Annotated in this window: 16 protein-coding genes; 3 read left to right on the top strand and 13 right to left on the bottom strand. The window is 66.1% G+C overall.

Features of this window, described 5'->3' with window-relative positions; translation table 11 throughout:
* Positions 1-23: 23 nt before the first annotated feature.
* The 7 genes from ACPDIX_RS09280 to ACPDIX_RS09310 form a co-directional block, all read right to left on the bottom strand.
* Positions 24-2,720, bottom strand: coding sequence for an MMPL family transporter (locus ACPDIX_RS09280; RefSeq protein ID WP_423431508.1), 2,697 nt, complete (start codon positions 2,718-2,720; stop codon positions 24-26).
* Between the two features lie 112 nt (positions 2,721-2,832).
* The gene (locus ACPDIX_RS09285; protein ID WP_423431509.1) at positions 2,833-3,561 is read right to left on the bottom strand and encodes a YebC/PmpR family DNA-binding transcriptional regulator; all 729 of its coding nucleotides are present in this window, start codon (positions 3,559-3,561) and stop codon (positions 2,833-2,835) included.
* A gap of 80 nt (positions 3,562-3,641) precedes the next feature.
* Positions 3,642-3,983, bottom strand: a complete 342-nt coding sequence (locus ACPDIX_RS09290; protein ID WP_423431510.1) for a YbjQ family protein — start codon at positions 3,981-3,983, stop codon at positions 3,642-3,644.
* Positions 3,984-4,190: 207 nt separating this feature from the next.
* Positions 4,191-5,339 (bottom strand): 1-deoxy-D-xylulose-5-phosphate reductoisomerase, encoded by a 1,149-nt coding sequence (locus ACPDIX_RS09295; protein WP_423431511.1) that lies wholly within the window; start codon positions 5,337-5,339, stop codon positions 4,191-4,193.
* A complete protein-coding gene (locus tag ACPDIX_RS09300; protein ID WP_423431512.1) occupies positions 5,336-6,343 on the bottom strand; it encodes a phosphatidate cytidylyltransferase in 1,008 nt (335 codons plus the stop codon). The genes ACPDIX_RS09295 and ACPDIX_RS09300 overlap by 4 nt, the downstream gene beginning before the upstream one ends.
* A gap of 23 nt (positions 6,344-6,366) precedes the next feature.
* A complete protein-coding gene (locus ACPDIX_RS09305) occupies positions 6,367-9,678 on the bottom strand; it encodes a S41 family peptidase (protein ID WP_423431513.1) in 3,312 nt (1,103 codons plus the stop codon).
* Positions 9,679-9,917: 239 nt separating this feature from the next.
* Positions 9,918-11,255: a hypothetical protein gene (locus tag ACPDIX_RS09310; protein ID WP_423431514.1), complete on the bottom strand. Its 1,338-nt coding sequence runs from the start codon at positions 11,253-11,255 to the stop codon at positions 9,918-9,920.
* A gap of 192 nt (positions 11,256-11,447) precedes the next feature.
* On the opposite strand from ACPDIX_RS09310, the gene ACPDIX_RS09315 reads away from it, so the two are divergent.
* A complete protein-coding gene (locus ACPDIX_RS09315) occupies positions 11,448-11,762 on the top strand; it encodes a hypothetical protein (protein ID WP_423431515.1) in 315 nt (104 codons plus the stop codon).
* Positions 11,759-12,385: a YceI family protein gene (locus ACPDIX_RS09320; RefSeq protein WP_423431516.1), complete on the top strand. Its 627-nt coding sequence runs from the start codon at positions 11,759-11,761 to the stop codon at positions 12,383-12,385. Before ACPDIX_RS09315 ends, ACPDIX_RS09320 begins: the two co-directional genes overlap by 4 nt.
* A 118-nt stretch (positions 12,386-12,503) precedes the next feature.
* Here the strand turns inward: ACPDIX_RS09320 and ACPDIX_RS09325 are convergent, their stop codons facing one another.
* The 6 genes from ACPDIX_RS09325 to ACPDIX_RS09350 form a co-directional block, all read right to left on the bottom strand.
* A complete protein-coding gene (locus tag ACPDIX_RS09325; RefSeq protein ID WP_423431517.1) occupies positions 12,504-13,790 on the bottom strand; it encodes an aminopeptidase P family protein in 1,287 nt (428 codons plus the stop codon).
* Positions 13,791-13,922: 132 nt separating this feature from the next.
* Complete coding sequence (locus ACPDIX_RS09330; RefSeq protein WP_423431633.1) at positions 13,923-14,270, bottom strand: hypothetical protein; 348 nt, start codon at positions 14,268-14,270, stop codon at positions 13,923-13,925.
* Positions 14,216-14,638 (bottom strand): phage holin family protein, encoded by a 423-nt coding sequence (locus ACPDIX_RS09335; protein ID WP_423431518.1) that lies wholly within the window; start codon positions 14,636-14,638, stop codon positions 14,216-14,218. The genes ACPDIX_RS09330 and ACPDIX_RS09335 overlap by 55 nt, the downstream gene beginning before the upstream one ends.
* A 7-nt stretch (positions 14,639-14,645) precedes the next feature.
* Entirely contained in the window at positions 14,646-14,981 is a 336-nt protein-coding gene (locus tag ACPDIX_RS09340; RefSeq protein ID WP_423431519.1) for a DUF883 family protein, read from the bottom strand.
* A 135-nt stretch (positions 14,982-15,116) separates the two neighbouring features.
* Positions 15,117-15,569, bottom strand: a complete 453-nt coding sequence (locus ACPDIX_RS09345; protein ID WP_423431520.1) for an acyl-CoA thioesterase — start codon at positions 15,567-15,569, stop codon at positions 15,117-15,119.
* Between the two features lie 130 nt (positions 15,570-15,699).
* Entirely contained in the window at positions 15,700-16,038 is a 339-nt protein-coding gene (locus ACPDIX_RS09350) for a P-II family nitrogen regulator (protein WP_423431521.1), read from the bottom strand.
* Positions 16,039-16,301: 263 nt separating this feature from the next.
* Between ACPDIX_RS09350 and ACPDIX_RS09355 the strand changes: the two genes are divergently transcribed.
* Entirely contained in the window at positions 16,302-16,703 is a 402-nt protein-coding gene (locus ACPDIX_RS09355) for a VOC family protein (RefSeq protein WP_423431522.1), read from the top strand.
* Position 16,704: the final 1 nt, after the last annotated feature.

The following is a 16,704-nucleotide window of genomic DNA, read 5'->3' on the forward strand; positions in this document are numbered from 1 at the left end:
GGCAGGGGGGAGGATGCGATTCGTCAGAGAGGCCGGCGGCGCCGTTGATGCACCACCACCAGAAGGGCGGGCAACACCATCAGCGCGGCCACCATGCAGGCGGTGACCCCTGCACTCATCACGAAGCCGAGGCTGGCGATGCCCCGGTGGTCCGCAAGCAGGAGACTCCCGAACCCGGCCACGGTGGTCAGTCCCGAGATCAACACCGCCTTGCCCGTGCTCCGGGCCAGCAGACCCGGTTCCTGTTCCTCGGCGTACCGGTTGAGGATGTGAATGCCGTTGGTGACACCGATCCCGATCACCAGCGGCAGCGTCATGATGTTGGCGGGGTTGAAGGAAACCTCACGGCAGACCATCCAGCCCAGCAGCCACAACATCCCGAGTCCGACCGGCAGCAGGGCCAGTACCACTGCGGCGGGACTGCGAAAGTGCCAGGCCACCAGCGCCACGATGGCAAACAGCGCATACCAGGCCGCTTCTTCATAGCTTTCTTTCAAGAGGGTGGTGTACTCGTAGAGTTGCACCGGTGTGCCGGTGGCGTCCGGATCCACCGTGCGCAACTGCCGGACGAACGCCTCCTGCGGCCCCCGTTGCCAGACATCCTCCTTCGGAAAAACCTGAAGCAGCAGTTTTCCGTGCACGCCCACGAAGCGTTCCCGCAGCGCCGCAGGAAGGTCCTCCAGCCGCACCGGCACACCGGGGTCCTGCTCCTGCAGTGCCCGGAGGGTCTCGCGCAGGTCTTGAAAGAAGGCGCGCTGATAGGCCCCCAGTTTCCCAGCCCGGGCGGTCTCCGTGCCCAGTGAATCGTCCAGCATGCTCCGGCGCAGCGCCGTGATTGTGTCGCGCAGCGAAACCAGGTTGGTTCGGAGATCGGATGCCTCTGCCGACAGGCTCTCCAGCGCGAGCCCCACGTATCCGCCGAGCGCCCAAAGTGTGCGACTCAGATCGTGCAAAGCCACGGGGGCCGGATCGGGCACGGGCAGGGGGAGCTCCCGCGCCAGGTCGCGGATCTGGCGGATGCGCTCGCTTTTCCGCCCGGGTTCCGGCGTCAGCAGGGGGACCAGGCTTTGCACCTCCGCGACGGCGGGGAGACGTTCCAACTGCTGCTGCAGTTGCCGGGCCTCGGAGAGGTCGTCGGCAATGACCACCCCGTACAGCAGGGAGCGGCCGGCCGATTCGATCAGTTTCCTGCTGTACACCACCGCCGGCAGGTTCTCGCTTTGGAGATGGAGCAGGTTGTAGTCGAAGCTCACGCGGGGGGCTTGAAAACCCGCCAGCAACGTCACGATGGCGCCCAGGGCCAGGACCGTCCGCGGCCGCTGCAGCCAGAGCCGTTCGATGCGCGCCCGCACGGGGATGCGAACCGAGGTTTCGTCCCAGAGATTCTGGCGGCCGGCCAGCAGGAGCGCAGGCAGGAAGGTCAAAGTGGTGACCAGGCAGATGAGCATGCCGCTGCCGCAGATCCAGCCCATTTCCTGGATGCCCTTGAAATCGGTGAGGGTCATGGCGCAGAACCCGCCGGCCGTGGTCAGGGCACCGGTCAGGATACCCTGGCCCGTGTGGGTCATGGCACGTTCCAACGACGGCACCCGCCCGTGGCCGGCCCGCAGCTCTTCTTCGTACCGCGTGACCAGGTGGATGCCGAAATCAATGGCCAGGCCCACCAAAATGGGCACGAAGGTGATGGTGAGAATGTTGAGATGACCGACGGTCAGGGTGGCGAAACCGAGCGTGTGAGCCACCCCCACCAGCAGCGTGGCCATGGCCTTGAGAGGGCGACCGGTTTCGCGGTAGCCGAATACGAAGAGGGCCGCGCACAGCACCAGGGCCACCACACTGGCGCGCAGCGTGTCGCGCTGGGACTGCCGCATCTCGTCCCACTCCAGCACCGGCTCGCCCGTGATGCCCACGTTAACGCCGGGCACTTCTCGTTTGGTTTCCTCCACCTCTTCGCGGAGGCGCGCGATGGCCGCCCGCTCCCCTTCCACGCCGGGGGGATGGGTCGTCACCAGGAACATCCGGCCCTGGTTGTAGGCCAGGTACTGGGCATGGAGGGCCTCCTCACCCCCGTTGAACAGGGCGGTGACACCGGGGGAAGGCGGCAGCCCCGGCGTGTGAAGGCAGGCCTCGGCTTGGGCAAGGATCCGTTCCAAGGCAGGCAGGGCGCCCATGAGGACCTCCTGTTGCCCGGCTGGTGCGTTGCGGGCGGCGCGAAACCACGTGTTCACCTGGTCGAACAACGAGACCAGGTTGGTGGTGCCGCCCAGTGCAGACAGGAACGACCGGTATCGGACCAGTTGTTCGTGCAACTGGTCGAGTTCGTCTTCCGAAAGCAGGTGAAGCGCCTTGTTGCCGAGGAGCTTCAGGTCCCCCTTGTAGAAGACGCGGTGGAAAAGCTCCGGTTCGGCTTCCAGCCGGGCGGCCAGTCGTTCCACGAACTGCCGGTTGGCCTCCGGATCCTCGCTCTCCACCACCACCACCAGGTCGTCCGGTTTGGGGAACTCGGCGCGGAATTGGAGGAAGTTGCGGTGGTACCGGAGGTTTTCACCGACCAGGTTGCCTCGGCGGGTGTCGAACTGGAGGTTGCGGACCGTGTAGAGCAGGGCCGCGGCGGCCAGGAGCAAGTGCACCCCGACGAACCAGGCCGGCCGTCGGGCCACCAGTCGGGCCAGCGTGGCCAGGAGGGCGGGCACCCACTGATGGGCCCTGAACAGGTTCATGAACCGTGCCACGCACGCCGGCCCGGACCACGCCGCACACGCCGCGACGAACCCGCCCTGCGGGCGCAACGAACCGTGGAAGGAACACGCATCGGCGGCCGAACGGTCCGGGTCAGTTCAGGAATTCGGCGTTCGAATAGACTTCCTTGACGTCGTCGTGCTCCTCCAGGGCCTCGATCAACCGGTTGACCGCGGCGATGGCTTCCGGATCCTGAAGGGGCACGGTTGTGATCGGCAGCTCGGTGACCTCGGCCACCTCGCACTTGATGCCGCGTTGTTCCAGGGCCTTGTGCACCGCCTCGAACCTGGCGGGTTCGGTGATGATTTCGTAGCCCTGTTCGTCCGCCCGGAAATCTTCCGCACCGGCCTCGAGTGCGATTTCCATGAGCTGATCCTCCTGGGCGTTTTCGCGCGCCACGATGATCTGGCCCTTGCGCTGGAAGAGGTGGCTCACCGCGCCGGTGGTGGCCATGGAACCGCCGTTGCGCGTGACGATGCTGCGGATCTCGGCCGCGGTGCGGTTGCGGTTGTCGGTGCTCACCGGCACCAGCAACGCCACGCCGTGCGGCGCGTAGATCTCGTAGGTGATCTCCTCGTAGTTGCCCGAGTCCCCGGCGCCGGTGGCCCGTGCGATGGCCCGCTCGATGTTTTCCTTCGGCATGTTGGCCGACCGGCACTTCAGCAGCACCATCCGCAGGCGCGGGTTCATCTCCGGGTCACCGCCGCCCTGTTTGGCCGCGATCATGATCTCCCGCGCCAGCTTCGAGAACAATTTGCCCCTCTTGGCGTCCAGAGCGCCCTTGAAGTGCTTGACCTTTGCCCACTTGCTATGACCAGCCATAAACCTGTCCGTCCAATTCCTCTGCCGCGTTTCGCAACCGGCCGGACCGCCGACGTTCCAGAGAACCGACCCGCGACCGTTCAGCCCTGCGCCGGCTCCACGCGAACGGCCGTGCCGTAACACAGCACCTCGGTGACGCCGGAGGCGATTTCCGTGGCGTCGTAACGCACCCCGATGACGGCGTTGGCACCCAGTTGACCGGCGTGCGCCAGCATCTGGTCGAACGCCTCCTGCCGCGCCCGCTCGCACAACGCCGTGTACAGGGTGATGTTTCCCCCGAACAGCATCTGCAGACTGGCACCGATGTTGCCCAGGAGCGAACGCGAACGTACCACAATCCCGCGTACCACGCCATAGTTCTGCACCACCCGGTAGCCGGGCAACTCGAACGCCGTGGTCGTCAGAGGATGCGTCTGGCTCATACCGCACCATTCAATCCCGCCTCCGCCGCAGCGAAAAGTCCAATCGGGCCCCCGGCTCCGGCGGCAGCCGGGTCCGGGACGGGCCCGGGGGCAGACGCCCGCCGGGGAGCGCGTCCAACCGCAAACCGCGGTCGCGTTTCCTCGCCGGCCCGCGCCGGGCCGGCATCGTTGCGCGACCGAAACCGGCCAGGGCGGGCCGGCCGCCCGTCAGATCTCCAAGGTCACACGCCGCGCCCAGGCGTCGGCCTCGAGGATCTGTTCCAGGGTGGGCTCTTCGATGACCCGGTGGGCCTCCATGGCACGGCGCACCCGTTCCGGGATCTCGGCAAACGAGAGCCGGCCCTGAACGAAGGCTGCCACCGCCACCTCGTTGGCCGCGTTCAACACTGCGGGCAGCGTCCCGCCGATCCGGCCGGCCCGCCGCGCAAGGTCCAGCGCGGGGAATCGCTCGCGATCCGGGGCCTCGAACGTGAGGGCACCGAGCTTGACAAAATCGGTTTGGACGCGGCCGCTCGGCACGCGTTCCGGATAGGTCAGCGCATACTGAATCGGCAGGCACATGTCCGGCGTGGACAACTGCGCCAGCCAGGAGCCGTCCACGAATTCCACCATCGAATGGACCACGCTCTGCGGATGGATCAGGACCTCGACGCGGTCGATGGGTATGTCGAACAACCAGCGGGCCTCGATCATTTCGAGTCCCTTGTTGAACAGCGTGGCCGAATCAATGGTGATCTTGCGGCCCATCACCCAGCTCGGATGTTGCAGGGCGTCCTCCAGCCGGATCTCGGCAAACCGATGTTGGGGCCATTGCTGTGGATCGCGAAACGGCCCCCCGGATGCGGTCAGCCAGAGTTTTCGCACCGACTCGATCGGGCGGCCGTCCAGACACTGGAAAATGGCCGAGTGCTCGCTGTCCACCGCCAGGATGCGCACGCCGTGGGCGCGGGCCTCGCGCATGACGATGGACCCGGCCATGACCAGGACCTCCTTGGACGCCAGCGCCAGATCCTTGCCGGCGCGGATGGCGGCCAGGGCGGGTCGCAAGCCGCCTGTTCCGACGATGGCCAAAAGGACGATGTCCGCCTCCGGCATCGTGGCCAGACGCACCAGCCCCTCCTCACCGCTGCAGACCTCGCAGGGCAGACCGGGCGTGGCCTCCAATTCCGCCGCCGCGGCCGGATCCCGCAGACAGGCCAGTCTCGGCCGGTACCGCCGGGCCTGTTCGCGCAGCAGCGCGACGTTGCTGCCGGCCGCCAGACCGACCACGCGCAGCCGGTCCGGCAGATCATCCACCACCTTCAACGCACTCGTACCGATGGATCCGGTGCTGCCCAGGATGACGACGTTCTTCATGGACGGGTCAGAACGTGGCGCAGGTACAGATACATCAACGGCGCATTGAACAGCAGGCTGTCCAGGAGATCCAACAGACCGCCGATGCCGGGGAACCAGCGGCCCGAATCCTTGACGCCCGCCTCGCGTTTCCAGAGCGATTCGATCAAATCTCCCAACACGGCACCCGCACCCAGTGCCAGACCCAGCACCACCGCGTGCAGCGTGTGCATACCGGGCAGGCGGGGACCGAGCGCCGCTGCCAGGGCCAGACTTGCGGCGGTCGAAAAGAGAAGCGCACCTGCGAAACCCTCCCAGGTTTTGCCCGGGCTGACCCTGGGAGCCATCTTGTGGCGGCCGCAGATCGAGCCCACCACGTAGGCGCCCGTGTCGCTGAGTTTGGTCACCACCAGAAAATACAGCACGTACCACCGCCCGAGACCTTCGATGCCGGGGAAAAAGTGGATCTTCTGGATGAAGTTCAGCAGCCACGGCACGTACAGCAAACCCAGCAGACTCACCGCCATGACGGACAGGCCCTGACCCGTGGGACCGGAAACCAGCAGGCGCAGCGCCAGCCCCAGAACGAACACGATCAGGAAACTGGTTTCGAAGTCGTTCACCCGGGCCGGGCTGTTGTGGATGCCCAGTTTGCCGGTGCAGTGGAGGAACGTCCCCACCATCAGCAGGCATCCGCCCAGCAAGCCGCACCCGCGAAAGGCAGGCAGTCCGCGCCGTGCCGCCAGACCGTAGAACTCCGCCAGTCCCGCGGCGGCCAGGAACACCATGATGCCCAGGAAGACCCAGTTGGCCACCGCCGGATGATCGGAGAACAGTGCCAGCAAAACGGCGGTCCACAATACCAGCGAGCTGGCCAATCGCCGCAAAAAGGTCCGGGCGCGACCCCCCGGAACGGTCCGGCCCGTGCCGGACGCGGGCGGCCGCAACTCGGACGGCGAGGGACCGGGCTTGGGTGTGGGCGCGGATGCCTGAGAGCAGGCGGGCTCGTTCGGCTCGGGTTCCATGGGTGTGCCGTGATTGCTTGAGGTCAGGAGGCCCGGTTGGGGTAGGGCGGTTTGCGCACCCGCGGCGGCGGGTTCTCCCTGAGCATGCGCAACACCTCCTGCACCGCGCGTTCCAACTGGGGATCCCGGCCCCGGGCCATTTCGCCCGGATCATCCACGACCTCGATGTCCGGATTCACCCCGTATCCTTCGATGATCCATTCGCCGGTTTTGCTGTAGATACCAAAGGTGGGGACCGTGACGGTGCCGCCGTCAATCAGCTGCGGTGCGCCGGTCATGCCGATCAACCCGCCCCAGGTTCGTTGGCCGATGAGGGGGCCGAGCCCGGACTGTTTGAAATAGTAGGGGAAACAATCCCCGCCGGAACCGCTCCAGCCGTTGATGAGCATCGCCTTGGGCCCGAAATGAGCCACCGGCGGCCACGCCCAATCCCGTCCGTCGCGCACTCCCCAAAAGTTCCGCAGCGGCCGGTTCAGCAGTTCCACGAAGCGATCCGGGATCTGGCCGCCGCTGTTGAAGCGTTCGTCAATGATCAGACCCTCCCTGGTGATCTGGCCCCGCCATTGCCGGACAAGTTCGTTCTGCCCGTTCCGGCCCGTGTCAGGGACGTACACGTACCCGATGCGCCCCTGGCTGAGCTCCTCGACGCGACGGCGATTCTGTTCGATCCATGCCAGGTTGCGCAGCCGCATCTCTCCGTCCAGGTCGAGGGTTTGCACCAGCACCTGGCGGGCGCCCTCGAAGGCGGGCCGGTCGTTCACGGTGAGCAGCACCGGCTGCCGCTCGAGTCCCTGGAACGCGGCCCACGGATCCCGGTTCGTATCCACCGGTTCGCCGTTGACGGCCAGCAGGTAATCGCCCACGTGCACGTTCGTGACGCCCGGCTCGCGCAGGGGCGAACGAACCTCCACATCCCAGGGCGCGCCCTCGAGGATGCGGGCGATCTGATAGGCCCCGTTGGTCAGGATGAAGTCGCAACCCAGATAACCCACGCCGCGTTCGGGCGGGCGCTCCAGGTCACCCCCGCTTCGATAGGTGTGGGAGGCGTTGAGCTCGGCGATCATCTCGCCGATGATGTAGTTGACGTCCCAACGGGTGACCGCCTCGGCCAGGAGGCGTTCGTAGCGTTCCCGGATGGTGTCCCAGTCCACACCGTGCAGGTTCGGGTCGTAAAAGTAATCCCGTTCCAGCCGCCAGGCATCGGTGAAGATCTGACGCCACTCGGCCACCGGGTCGATGGTGGCCTCGAGCCGGTCGGACGCCAGGCGCTTGTCCATGCGCTGGTTTTCCCGCGGTTCGACGAAGGCGTACTGGCTGCCCTTGCGAACGAAGAGTTTCGAACGATCGGCGGTCAGCTCGAATGCGTCCGCGTCGTCCAGCACACGCCTGGTCTCCCGCTTGTCCAGGTCGTAGTACTCAACGGGGCTGGCGGTGTGATCGCTGCCCACACGGGGCATCCAACGGTAGAGCAGTTTGCCGGGCACGGCTGCCAGGTCGTCGTAGCGGCCCGGTTTGGTGGGCAACAGCACGACACGCTGTTCAAACCCCTCGAGATCAATCTCTACAGGGGCGGGGGACCGGGTTTCCGATTTCTCTTTTTTCTTTTCTGCGCCGGACGGTTCGGAGGGAGCCTCTTCGGCAGAGGGCTGCTGCGCGGCTGCGGCGGGCGCGTCGGTTGGCCCGGCTGTCAACAACGCCGCACTGCGTGCGTCCGCCTTCTTCGGTTCGTCAGGTTTTTCGTCCCTGTCCGGCTTGGGCTTTTCCTCGTCGTTCCGTGGAGCGACGGGGGAGGGAACATTGGTTCGGAGCGGCACGGCCGCCAGGCGCTGCCCGTTGGCGTAGATCCAGGAGTTGTCCACCTCGCTGTAAAACGGCTCAAAGTGGCGGAAGCTGCGGAAAAACAGGTATTTCCCGTCGGGATCGAACACGGGTTGATCGTCGTTGTAGAAGCCGCTGGTGACCTGGTGGCGCCGGTGATGTTGGTAATCGTAGAGCACGATGGCGGTCTGGCGGTTCTCGCAATCGCCGGCGTAGGCGATCCATCGGCTGTCCGGCGACCAACTCACACGGAAACGGCTCAGGTCGCCATGGTACATCCACATTTGCTGGTCAATGCATCGGTTGGTCCGGGTGTCCAGATCGTAGACCCAGATACGCATGGATTGATCAATCCAGAGGATCTTCTTGGAATCGGGGGACCACTGGGGCTGGTAGCGGAAACCGGGGCCCAGCCGGGTCAAGGTTCGCGGTTCGGCCGCCCCGACCGGTGCGGGGTCGGCCGGGATCAGAGTCAGCTCGTATTCGCCGGTGCGGTCACTGAAACAGGCGATCCAACGGCCGTCCGGGGACCATGCGGGATACCGCTCGGCCGAGCCCGGTGTACGTGTGAGGTTGAAGATCACACCGTGCTCGGCCGGCACGGAGAAGATTTCGCCCCGGGCCTCGAACAGGGCCCGCTTGCCCGTGGGCGAGGGTGCCGCGTTCTGGATGAAATTCGACACGTTTTGCACCCGAGGTTTCAGGGTGAGCCGATCGGTTCGGACCGTGACCGGCACCTCCCGCGTCTGTTCCGTTTTAAGGTCCAGCAGATAGAGGCGACCCGCGTTTTCGAACACGATCTCCTCCGGACCGATGCTGGGGAAACGAACGTCGTAGTCACGGAAGAACGTCACCTGACGGAACCGGTCCCGCGCAAGGTCGTAGGCCCAGATGTTGAACCTTTTCTCGGGCCCGCGATCGGAGAGGAAGTAGAGCGTCTGCCCGTGCCACATGGGGATCGATTCGGAAGCGTCGGACTGCGTCAGGTTGCGTGCCCGGTAGGTCTGCAGGTCGAACAGCCACAGGTCCGGATTCATGCCGCCGCGGTACCGTTTCCAGGTGCGGAAGTCCACGCTGATGGGCTGATAGACCAGGGTGCGCCCGTCCGGAGCGATCGCACCGAACTCGCCATACGGAACCGGCAGCTTTTCCGGAAGCCCGCCTTCCACGGGCACCTTGTACAGCTGGTTGAACCGGTTTTTGTAGCTGGTCATCGTGGTGGCATAGAGCAGGTGTTTGCCGTCCGGGTACCAGTCCACCAGCCGGTCCGGCGCGCCGTGGTGCGTGACCCGGTGGGGCAGGCCGCCGGTGACCGGCATCACGTACAGGTCCACGTTGCCGTCGTAGTTCCCGCTGAAGGCGATGCGCGTTCCGTCCGGCGAAAACTTGGGGAAGGTCTCCTCGCCGCGGGGCGAGCTCAGCCGCACGGCTTCGCCACCGGTTTTCGGCACCAGCCAGATGTCACCGGCGTACACGAAGACGATGTGGGTGGCCGAGACATCCGGCTGCCGAATCATCCGGGCACTCAGGGGGCGGGGCGGTTCTTCCGCGCCGTGAACCCGGGCGGTCCCGATGGCTGCGGCAGCGAGGCCGGCGAGGACAAGTATCCCGTGCAGCATATGCAACGGGTGGGAATGTGTCCCAAAGCAGGTGTAAAAACCAAGCCCGGAATCCGTCGTCCGCCCGGCTCTCGGTCGGTCGCCCTTCGGCGCGATGCCCGGCAGCATGACACGGAATGCGCCGTCACCGGCCGAAATCAGGCCGGCTGCTGATAATGCACGTCCACAAAGGTCAGGTACACCTCGCGTGTCACCTCCCAGGGACGATTCTGACCGGGCGCGTAATAGGCACCCACCTGGGTCCAGCAGGCCAGCTTGTTGCCGATGGCCAGCAACTCCGAGTTCCACCGCGGGTCGGTGGCCAGACGCCGGAACAGGTCGCGGAGCGGCCCGCTGGCGAACCGCGTGGGCGAGACCCGCACATCGGCTGCCTGCACCGTGTAGCCGTACGTTCGGGCCATTTCCTCCCGCAGCGAACTGGTCTCGCTGAAGGAGGCCAGGGTCCGCAGCAGGCGCTGGGGTGACCGGCTCATGGGACACTGGCCGGCGCGGAACGGGACGGACCCGTCCAGAAAACACTCATGGACGCCGAGTAAAATCCGCCAAACCTCGCCTTCCGCCCCGCCCACGCCTGCGCAAGTGTCGGCCACCACGCCCTCCAACTCGGCCACGACGGCCCGTCGCAGCAACACCAGCGGAACACCCTCCATGAAACGGCCCAGCCAGGAACTGTCGCCGCCCCAGTCCACGGTCTCTCCCGTCTCCAACTGCACTTGGGAATGGACTTCCAGGAACCCGGTCGGGCCGTGGCCCAGGCGGACCAGGCTGGTGGATTCGAGCAAAAGCCGGGCGCCGGCGGGGAAGGGGACGGTCTGGCCCCGCGCCAGAATCAGCGCGCCACTGCGCACCGTCCGTACCTCGCGTCCCCGGCTGCTGCGCACCTCCGTGTCGGAACCGAGCAGGCCCGATTGACCTTCCCAACTGACCCGGCTGCCCGAGGCCAGGACGATGGAGAGCTCCGGCTTCAGCGGTTGCTCGGTCCCGTCGGCCAGGCGGAGACGAAGCTGCCATGTCAACTGGCCCCGGGCCACGTCCAGCACGGGTTTGCAACAACGCACATGCCCGCCCCGGTAGAGAAGTTCGTAGTCGACGCTCTCCAGCGGGTGAAGCCCGTCCATGGGTGCCACGTGCACGGCCCGGCCGACACTCCCGGAGATGTTCTCGCGGGAGAGGCTCACGCGAAACCGCGGCGGCCCCACCAGCCGCGTGTGCATGCCGTCCACCAGGAGGACCTGATGCTCCAGTTCCAGCGGCCGGAGTCCTTGTTTGACCGTTTCCACCGCCACTTGGCAGGCCTGTTTGAGGTCGCCCAGCGTCGTCACCACGGGTTGGCTGCCGCGCAGCTCCACCAGCCCCTCCGGCAGGCGGAGCGTCCCGCCGCGGAGAAGCGACCGCAGCCACTCCTCGATCTGCTGGGCGCCGGCCTTGACGGGGGCTCCCAGACTCCGAAGTTGATCGGCCCGCAGGCGTATCATGACCGTGATGCCAGTTTGATCGGCCCGGGCAGCGCCTGACCAGTCCGGATCCGCCGGCAACTTAGTTCCACCCAACTGGCAAGGTGGCCCTCCCACCCGGGCACGTTCCCGGATCTGCGAAGAGCTCCGGACCCCTTGAAAACGATGCGGGTCGCTTGCGCGAGGGATTCGATGTGCTAAAGATGCGCCCGCATGATGGGGCGGTGGACCTGGCGTCGTGTGTTTCGCCTGCTGGCACTGGGTCTGGCGGTGGCCGGACTGGCGGGCTGGCTGGTTGGCGGTGCCCACGTGGGGTGGACCCGGACCAGCGTGCCCGTGCGGACACTCGACGAGGTCACCGGCCTGGAGGCCATTCATTACGAACGCCGGTTCGTGCCCGGGCTGGACTTCGTGGCGGCGCTCTGGGCTGCCGCCGGTCTGGTGGCGGGCCTGGCGTTCCTGTTTCGCAAGGATGCCCGGGTGGCACCTTCCCAACCAACCGACGAAAACCGAAAGGAGGAACCATGAGCCTGAACGCAAAGTCGGGTCGAGTCTGCTGGCTGGTCCTGGCCACGGCCGGGGCGGTCGTGGCCGCCCCCCTGGAGTTCGATTTCCGCGATCCGAAGGGGGTGAACAACGTGGTGTTTCATCTGGATGCACCCTTGGAATCCATCAGCGGCAGCGCCACCGGCATCTCCGGCAGGGTGACGTTCGACCCCGATGATCCCGCCGCCACACGCGGCCGATTGGTGGTGGCCGCGGAATCCCTGCACGTGCCGAATCCGATGATGAAAGAGCACCTGCACGGCCCGCAGTGGATGGACGTGAAACGGTTTCCGGAAATCGTGTTTGAAGCCGTGGCGCTCGAGGATGTCCAACAGGAGGGCAACGAGGTCACGGCGAAGGTCCGCGGGCGCATGACCATTCGAGACGTGACCCGCGAGATGGTCGTGCCGGTTCGCCTGACTTATCTGAAGGACAAACTGGGCGCGCGGACCAACGGCCAGATGCAGGGCGACCTGCTGGTGATCCGGTCGCGCTTCACCATCCGACGCAGCGATTTCGGAATCAACCCGAACGCGCCCCGGGACAAGGTGGCCGATGAAATCGAACTCACATTGAGCCTGGCCGGAGCCGCCCCGCGCTCCTGAAGGGGGCGGGAGCATCCGCTGGGCAGGCCAGGCATCAAGAGAGGTTGCCCTGTTGCGCCGCGCGCCGGCGGCATCCCTCCCGGCGGGTGCGGTGGACCGCGCCGGTACGCCGCGCGCCTCACCGGCTCATGAGCTGTTCGATCTCGTCCGGTTCGATCGGGATGTCGGCCATCAGATCCACCGGCCCCTGGTCGGTGACCAGCAGGGTGTTCTCCAGCCGGACGCCCAGGGCCTCCTCGCGGATGTAGATGGCGGGTTCGCACGTGAGCACCCAGCCGGCGGCGATTTTCTGGCCCGGCTGTAACACGTCGTGCACGTCCAGGCCGATCGGATGAGCCACACCGTGCATGAAATAGCGGCGGACGGGGGGTGAATCGGGATCGGTTTTTCGCCCTCTTCGGGGCAGCAGGCCCAGCGACCGGCATTCTTCGGCGATGAGCGTTTCGGCCTCCTTCCGGAGGTCGTTGAGGGTCTTGCCGGGGACCAGTGCGCGGGTCATCTGCCGGAAGACGCGGAGCACGGCCTCGTAGACCCGGCGCTGGCGCCGGGTGAACCTCCCGCTGACCGGCACGGTGCGCGTCATGTCGGCGTTGTAACTGGCGTAGTTTGCCGCCACGTCCAGCAGCAGCAACTCTCCGGCGCGGCAGGTGCGGTCGTTGCGCGTGTAGTGGAGGATGCAGGTGTTGGGACCGGAGGCGATGATGGGAGGATAGGCAAAACCCGAGCGCCGCCGGATGAATTCGCGCGCGAACTCGGCTTCCACTTCGGCCTCGTTGATGCCGGGCCGGATCCGGCGCAGGACCTTGCGGAAGGCGTGACCGGTGAGGCGACAGGCCTCGTGGATGAGGTCCACCTCGACGGGGGATTTCACCGTGCGCAACTGATGCATCAGCGGCGCCAGCCGCCGGTACTGGTGCAGGGGATAGCGTTGCTGACAGTCGCGAATGAACCGGGCGTCGCGCGTCTCGACCTCCGGCATGGCGCGATAGTGCTCGTTGCTGTTGAGATAGACGAGTTCCATCTCGCACATCAACTGGCGAAAAACCGGGGGGAACTCGTCCAGCCAGCGGATCTGCTCGATGCCGGAGATCTTGCGCGCTTCTTCCCTGGTGAGTTTGGGCCCCTCCCAAATCAGCGTGTGCTCGTCCGGGCGCCGCAGGAAGAGCACCTCCCGGTGAGTGGGATCGCTGGCGTCCGGTGCCAGCACCAGGATCGTCTGCTCCTGGAGGATGCCCGTGAGGTAGAAGAGATCGGCGTTCTGCACGAAGCCCAGCGTGCCGTCGGCGTTGGTGGGCATCACATCGTTTGCGTTCAACACAACGAGTGAACGCGGCGGCAACAGACGCCTCAATCGGTCCCGGTTTTCACGAAAGAGCCGGGCGGGGATCGTCACCGGTCTGATCATGTCGGCTGAACTTACGAGACCCCGCCCGAGGGGGTCAATCTTGCGGTCCCCGGGCCTGCTCGGCCGGCCGCTCCTGCCACGCCGGCCAGCGATGCCACGGATGGCGGGCTCGCCAGACCGGTCGGGCGAACCTCACGAGGCGTCGGAAGGGTTCGTTCGGGCCCTGGACCGAATCAACGAGGCACCGTGTTTGCGCCACCACCGCCACAGGGCGTAAAGCGCGGGCAGCAACGTGCTCAGGTGCCGGCGTCCGCGCACGGCCCACCAACCTGCCACGGCACTGGCCACGGCCCACGCCCCGGCCCTGTGGCGCAGCCGGGCTATCCACCCGCCGGTGGAAGAGAGACGGGTCAGGCTCTCCCACAGGGCACGGGCGTTGGCGTACTCGGTCCGAAGCACCGCCCGGTGGAGTTCCGCCTCCGCGGTCAGGAGCCGCTTGATTTGTTCTCGTTCCGCCTGGGATCTTCCCCGTTCAGCCATGCGGTGTCCTTCCTGAATTCGGCCACGGTTTGGGCAAACGGGCCGGGGCCCTCCCGAACTTCACTGATCAAACGGCGCAGACCCAGGATGGAGCCGCCCAGGCAAATGAGGGCCACGGCCAGCACGCCCCATGCGTTCAGGACCTGGTAGGCCACCCACGCGACCAATCCCAGAAGGAGCACCACCCCCGCGGCACCCAGCACCAGGAAACAGGTCAGTCGCGCGGCAAACCGCAGCAGCCGCTCCTTTTCCTCCTCCCATTCCAGGGCGAAAAGCTCCAGGCGGTTGCGCGCAAGGCCGACCAGCGCGCCAACGGCCCGGCGGAGGCCGAAACGCCCACCCCGGTTGTGCGGAGGTGCCTCCGTCATTCGATTGTCACCTGCGGCCCAGCAGGACGCCGATCAACAGCCCCAAAGCGAAAGACAGGGCGATCGTCTCGTAAGGATGCTGCCGGATGACACTGTCGGCCCGACGGGCTGCCTCCCGGGCGCGCACCACGACGCCCTCCTCCAATTCGGCGCAGGTGGCCTTGGCGCGTTCCAAGGCCTGGGCCAGCCGATCACGGGCTTCACGCGCCTTGTCGGACACGTCATTCGCCGTGGCCTGCAACAGCGCCTCGGCGTCCCGCGCCAACTGGCGCAGGTCCTCCACCACGCGTTCCTTCGCCAGGGCCGTGCGCGCACCCTCCAGATTGGCAAAATGGGTCTCCATAAGCGTATCTCCATCCGTTGCCCGGTTGTTTGGGTTTTTCTGTTGGTGCAGAATCCGCTTCGGACCCTGCGCTTCTTGTGCGACCGCCTTACAATGAACCAGATTCGGCGCTGAGGCAAGCGAAAGTCCGCGTGCTCAGCGGGCTGTGCGGGACGAATCCGGCGGGGGCGGATGCCCCGGGGCGCGCTCCAGCAGGGCCAGGAACCATGCCGGGGGCCGGATGGGCCGGCCGTGCGTATCCACGAACGCGTGCACGGTGTAGCCCTTGACCACCAACTGCCCGGAATCGGCGTGCCGGACCTCCATGTCGAACCGCAACTGTGCACGACCCTGCCGATTCAGTGTGGCGTCAATCGTGAGAAGATCATCGTAGCGCGCGCGTCCCACCAACCGCAGGTGCGCCTCGATCACCGGCAGGAACACCCCACGGGCCTCCACCTCGGCGTAGGACAGCCCCAGTCGGGCGCGAATGAACTCCGAACGGGTGCACTCGAACCAGTCCAGGGCCCGTGCATGATAAAAGGTGCCCATTTGATCCGTCTCGGCGTAACGCACCCGAACGGTATGCCGGTGGGTCAATGGCTGCATGGACCCTCCCTGGCTTCGCGAGCCTTTCTCACCCACGTGCACGGCCGGGTCCCCGCAGGAGAAGGTCCCGGGTTGATCTCCGGGGCGCGGGGTCGCCGGCTCCACACCGTTGAAGAGCCGGCCCCCACGCTCAAACCGCTGCGTCTCCGGTCTCCTCGGTTCGGATGCGGATTGCGCTCTCCACGGGCAGCACGAACACCTTGCCGTCGCCGATCTTCCCGGTGCGGGCGGCCTTCACGATGGCCTCCACCGCGGATTGCACCAGATTGTCCGGCAGGACCACCTCCACCTTGATCTTGGGCAGAAAGTCCACCGTGTACTCGCTGCCGCGATAAATCTCGGTATGCCCTTTTTGTCTGCCGAAACCCTTGACCTCGGTCACGGTCATGCCCTGGACACCCAGGACGGAAAGGGCCTCTTTGACATCCTCCAGTTTGAAAGGCTTGATGATGGCCTCGATTTTCTTCATACGCCCAAAATCGGTTCGATGCCCCATGCTAATCGGGCTTCCCGGCCTGTAAACGCCAATCCGCCGTACCCGCTCGCAGCGGCCGGGGAGGTCCGGCCGGCGGGACGTTGTGTGGGTCGGGGATGGACGCGGATGAGGTGCGGTGGGTGCAGCGGCGCGCGGACCGTCCCTTGTTGAGTATGAACCCGGTCACCAGGCCGAACACCCCGGCAGCGGGCCGGAAGAAGATGGCGCCGGATCGGTTGCCACCCTATGCTGCAGCCATGGCAAAGGTACGGAAATTGTTGCACACGCGTTATCGGGTGAACGACCTGGAACGCACCGTCCGGTTCTACCGGGAGGTGTTGGGCCTGGAGGAGGTGCGCCGGCACAAGTCGCCGCGCGGCTCGGAGCTGGTCTTCCTCAAGGCGCCCGAGAGCGAAGAACTGATCGAGATCTGCCACTACCCCGGCAGCGGCCCGGTTCAGGTCCAGCCCGACCTCACGCACCTGGCGTTCGAAGTGGACAGCCTGGAGGCGTTCCGGGAGCACCTGAAACAGTTCGGCCTGGACTATTCGGAGCCCCCGCACATCCGTGAAGACGGCAGTGGTTTTGCCTTCATTGATGCGCCGGAAGGCTACGAAATCGAGCTGATCCAGCGGGGCCGGGGTGAGAGCGGATACTGAG

It is taken from the genome of Limisphaera sp. 4302-co (assembly GCF_049537155.1).
Classification (GTDB): domain Bacteria; phylum Verrucomicrobiota; class Verrucomicrobiia; order Limisphaerales; family Limisphaeraceae; genus Limisphaera.

What these genes read in the sequence shown, in the direction of transcription:
- ACPDIX_RS09280 (WP_423431508.1), bottom strand. Translation starts at nt 2,720, where the DNA reads ATGAACCTGTTCAGGGCCCATCAGTGGGTGCCCGCCCTCCTGGCCACG.
- ACPDIX_RS09285 (WP_423431509.1), bottom strand. Translation starts at nt 3,561, where the DNA reads ATGGCTGGTCATAGCAAGTGGGCAAAGGTCAAGCACTTCAAGGGCGCT.
- ACPDIX_RS09290 (WP_423431510.1), bottom strand. Translation starts at nt 3,983, where the DNA reads ATGAGCCAGACGCATCCTCTGACGACCACGGCGTTCGAGTTGCCCGGC.
- ACPDIX_RS09295 (WP_423431511.1), bottom strand. Translation starts at nt 5,339, where the DNA reads ATGAAGAACGTCGTCATCCTGGGCAGCACCGGATCCATCGGTACGAGT.
- ACPDIX_RS09300 (WP_423431512.1), bottom strand. Translation starts at nt 6,343, where the DNA reads ATGGAACCCGAGCCGAACGAGCCCGCCTGCTCTCAGGCATCCGCGCCC.
- ACPDIX_RS09305 (WP_423431513.1), bottom strand. Translation starts at nt 9,678, where the DNA reads ATGATTCGGCAGCCGGATGTCTCGGCCACCCACATCGTCTTCGTGTAC.
- ACPDIX_RS09310 (WP_423431514.1), bottom strand. Translation starts at nt 11,255, where the DNA reads ATGATACGCCTGCGGGCCGATCAACTTCGGAGTCTGGGAGCCCCCGTC.
- ACPDIX_RS09315 (WP_423431515.1), top strand. Translation starts at nt 11,448, where the DNA reads ATGATGGGGCGGTGGACCTGGCGTCGTGTGTTTCGCCTGCTGGCACTG.
- ACPDIX_RS09320 (WP_423431516.1), top strand. Translation starts at nt 11,759, where the DNA reads ATGAGCCTGAACGCAAAGTCGGGTCGAGTCTGCTGGCTGGTCCTGGCC.
- ACPDIX_RS09325 (WP_423431517.1), bottom strand. Translation starts at nt 13,790, where the DNA reads ATGATCAGACCGGTGACGATCCCCGCCCGGCTCTTTCGTGAAAACCGG.
- ACPDIX_RS09330 (WP_423431633.1), bottom strand. Translation starts at nt 14,270, where the DNA reads ATGGCTGAACGGGGAAGATCCCAGGCGGAACGAGAACAAATCAAGCGG.
- ACPDIX_RS09335 (WP_423431518.1), bottom strand. Translation starts at nt 14,638, where the DNA reads ATGACGGAGGCACCTCCGCACAACCGGGGTGGGCGTTTCGGCCTCCGC.
- ACPDIX_RS09340 (WP_423431519.1), bottom strand. Translation starts at nt 14,981, where the DNA reads ATGGAGACCCATTTTGCCAATCTGGAGGGTGCGCGCACGGCCCTGGCG.
- ACPDIX_RS09345 (WP_423431520.1), bottom strand. Translation starts at nt 15,569, where the DNA reads ATGCAGCCATTGACCCACCGGCATACCGTTCGGGTGCGTTACGCCGAG.
- ACPDIX_RS09350 (WP_423431521.1), bottom strand. Translation starts at nt 16,038, where the DNA reads ATGAAGAAAATCGAGGCCATCATCAAGCCTTTCAAACTGGAGGATGTC.
- ACPDIX_RS09355 (WP_423431522.1), top strand. Translation starts at nt 16,302, where the DNA reads ATGGCAAAGGTACGGAAATTGTTGCACACGCGTTATCGGGTGAACGAC.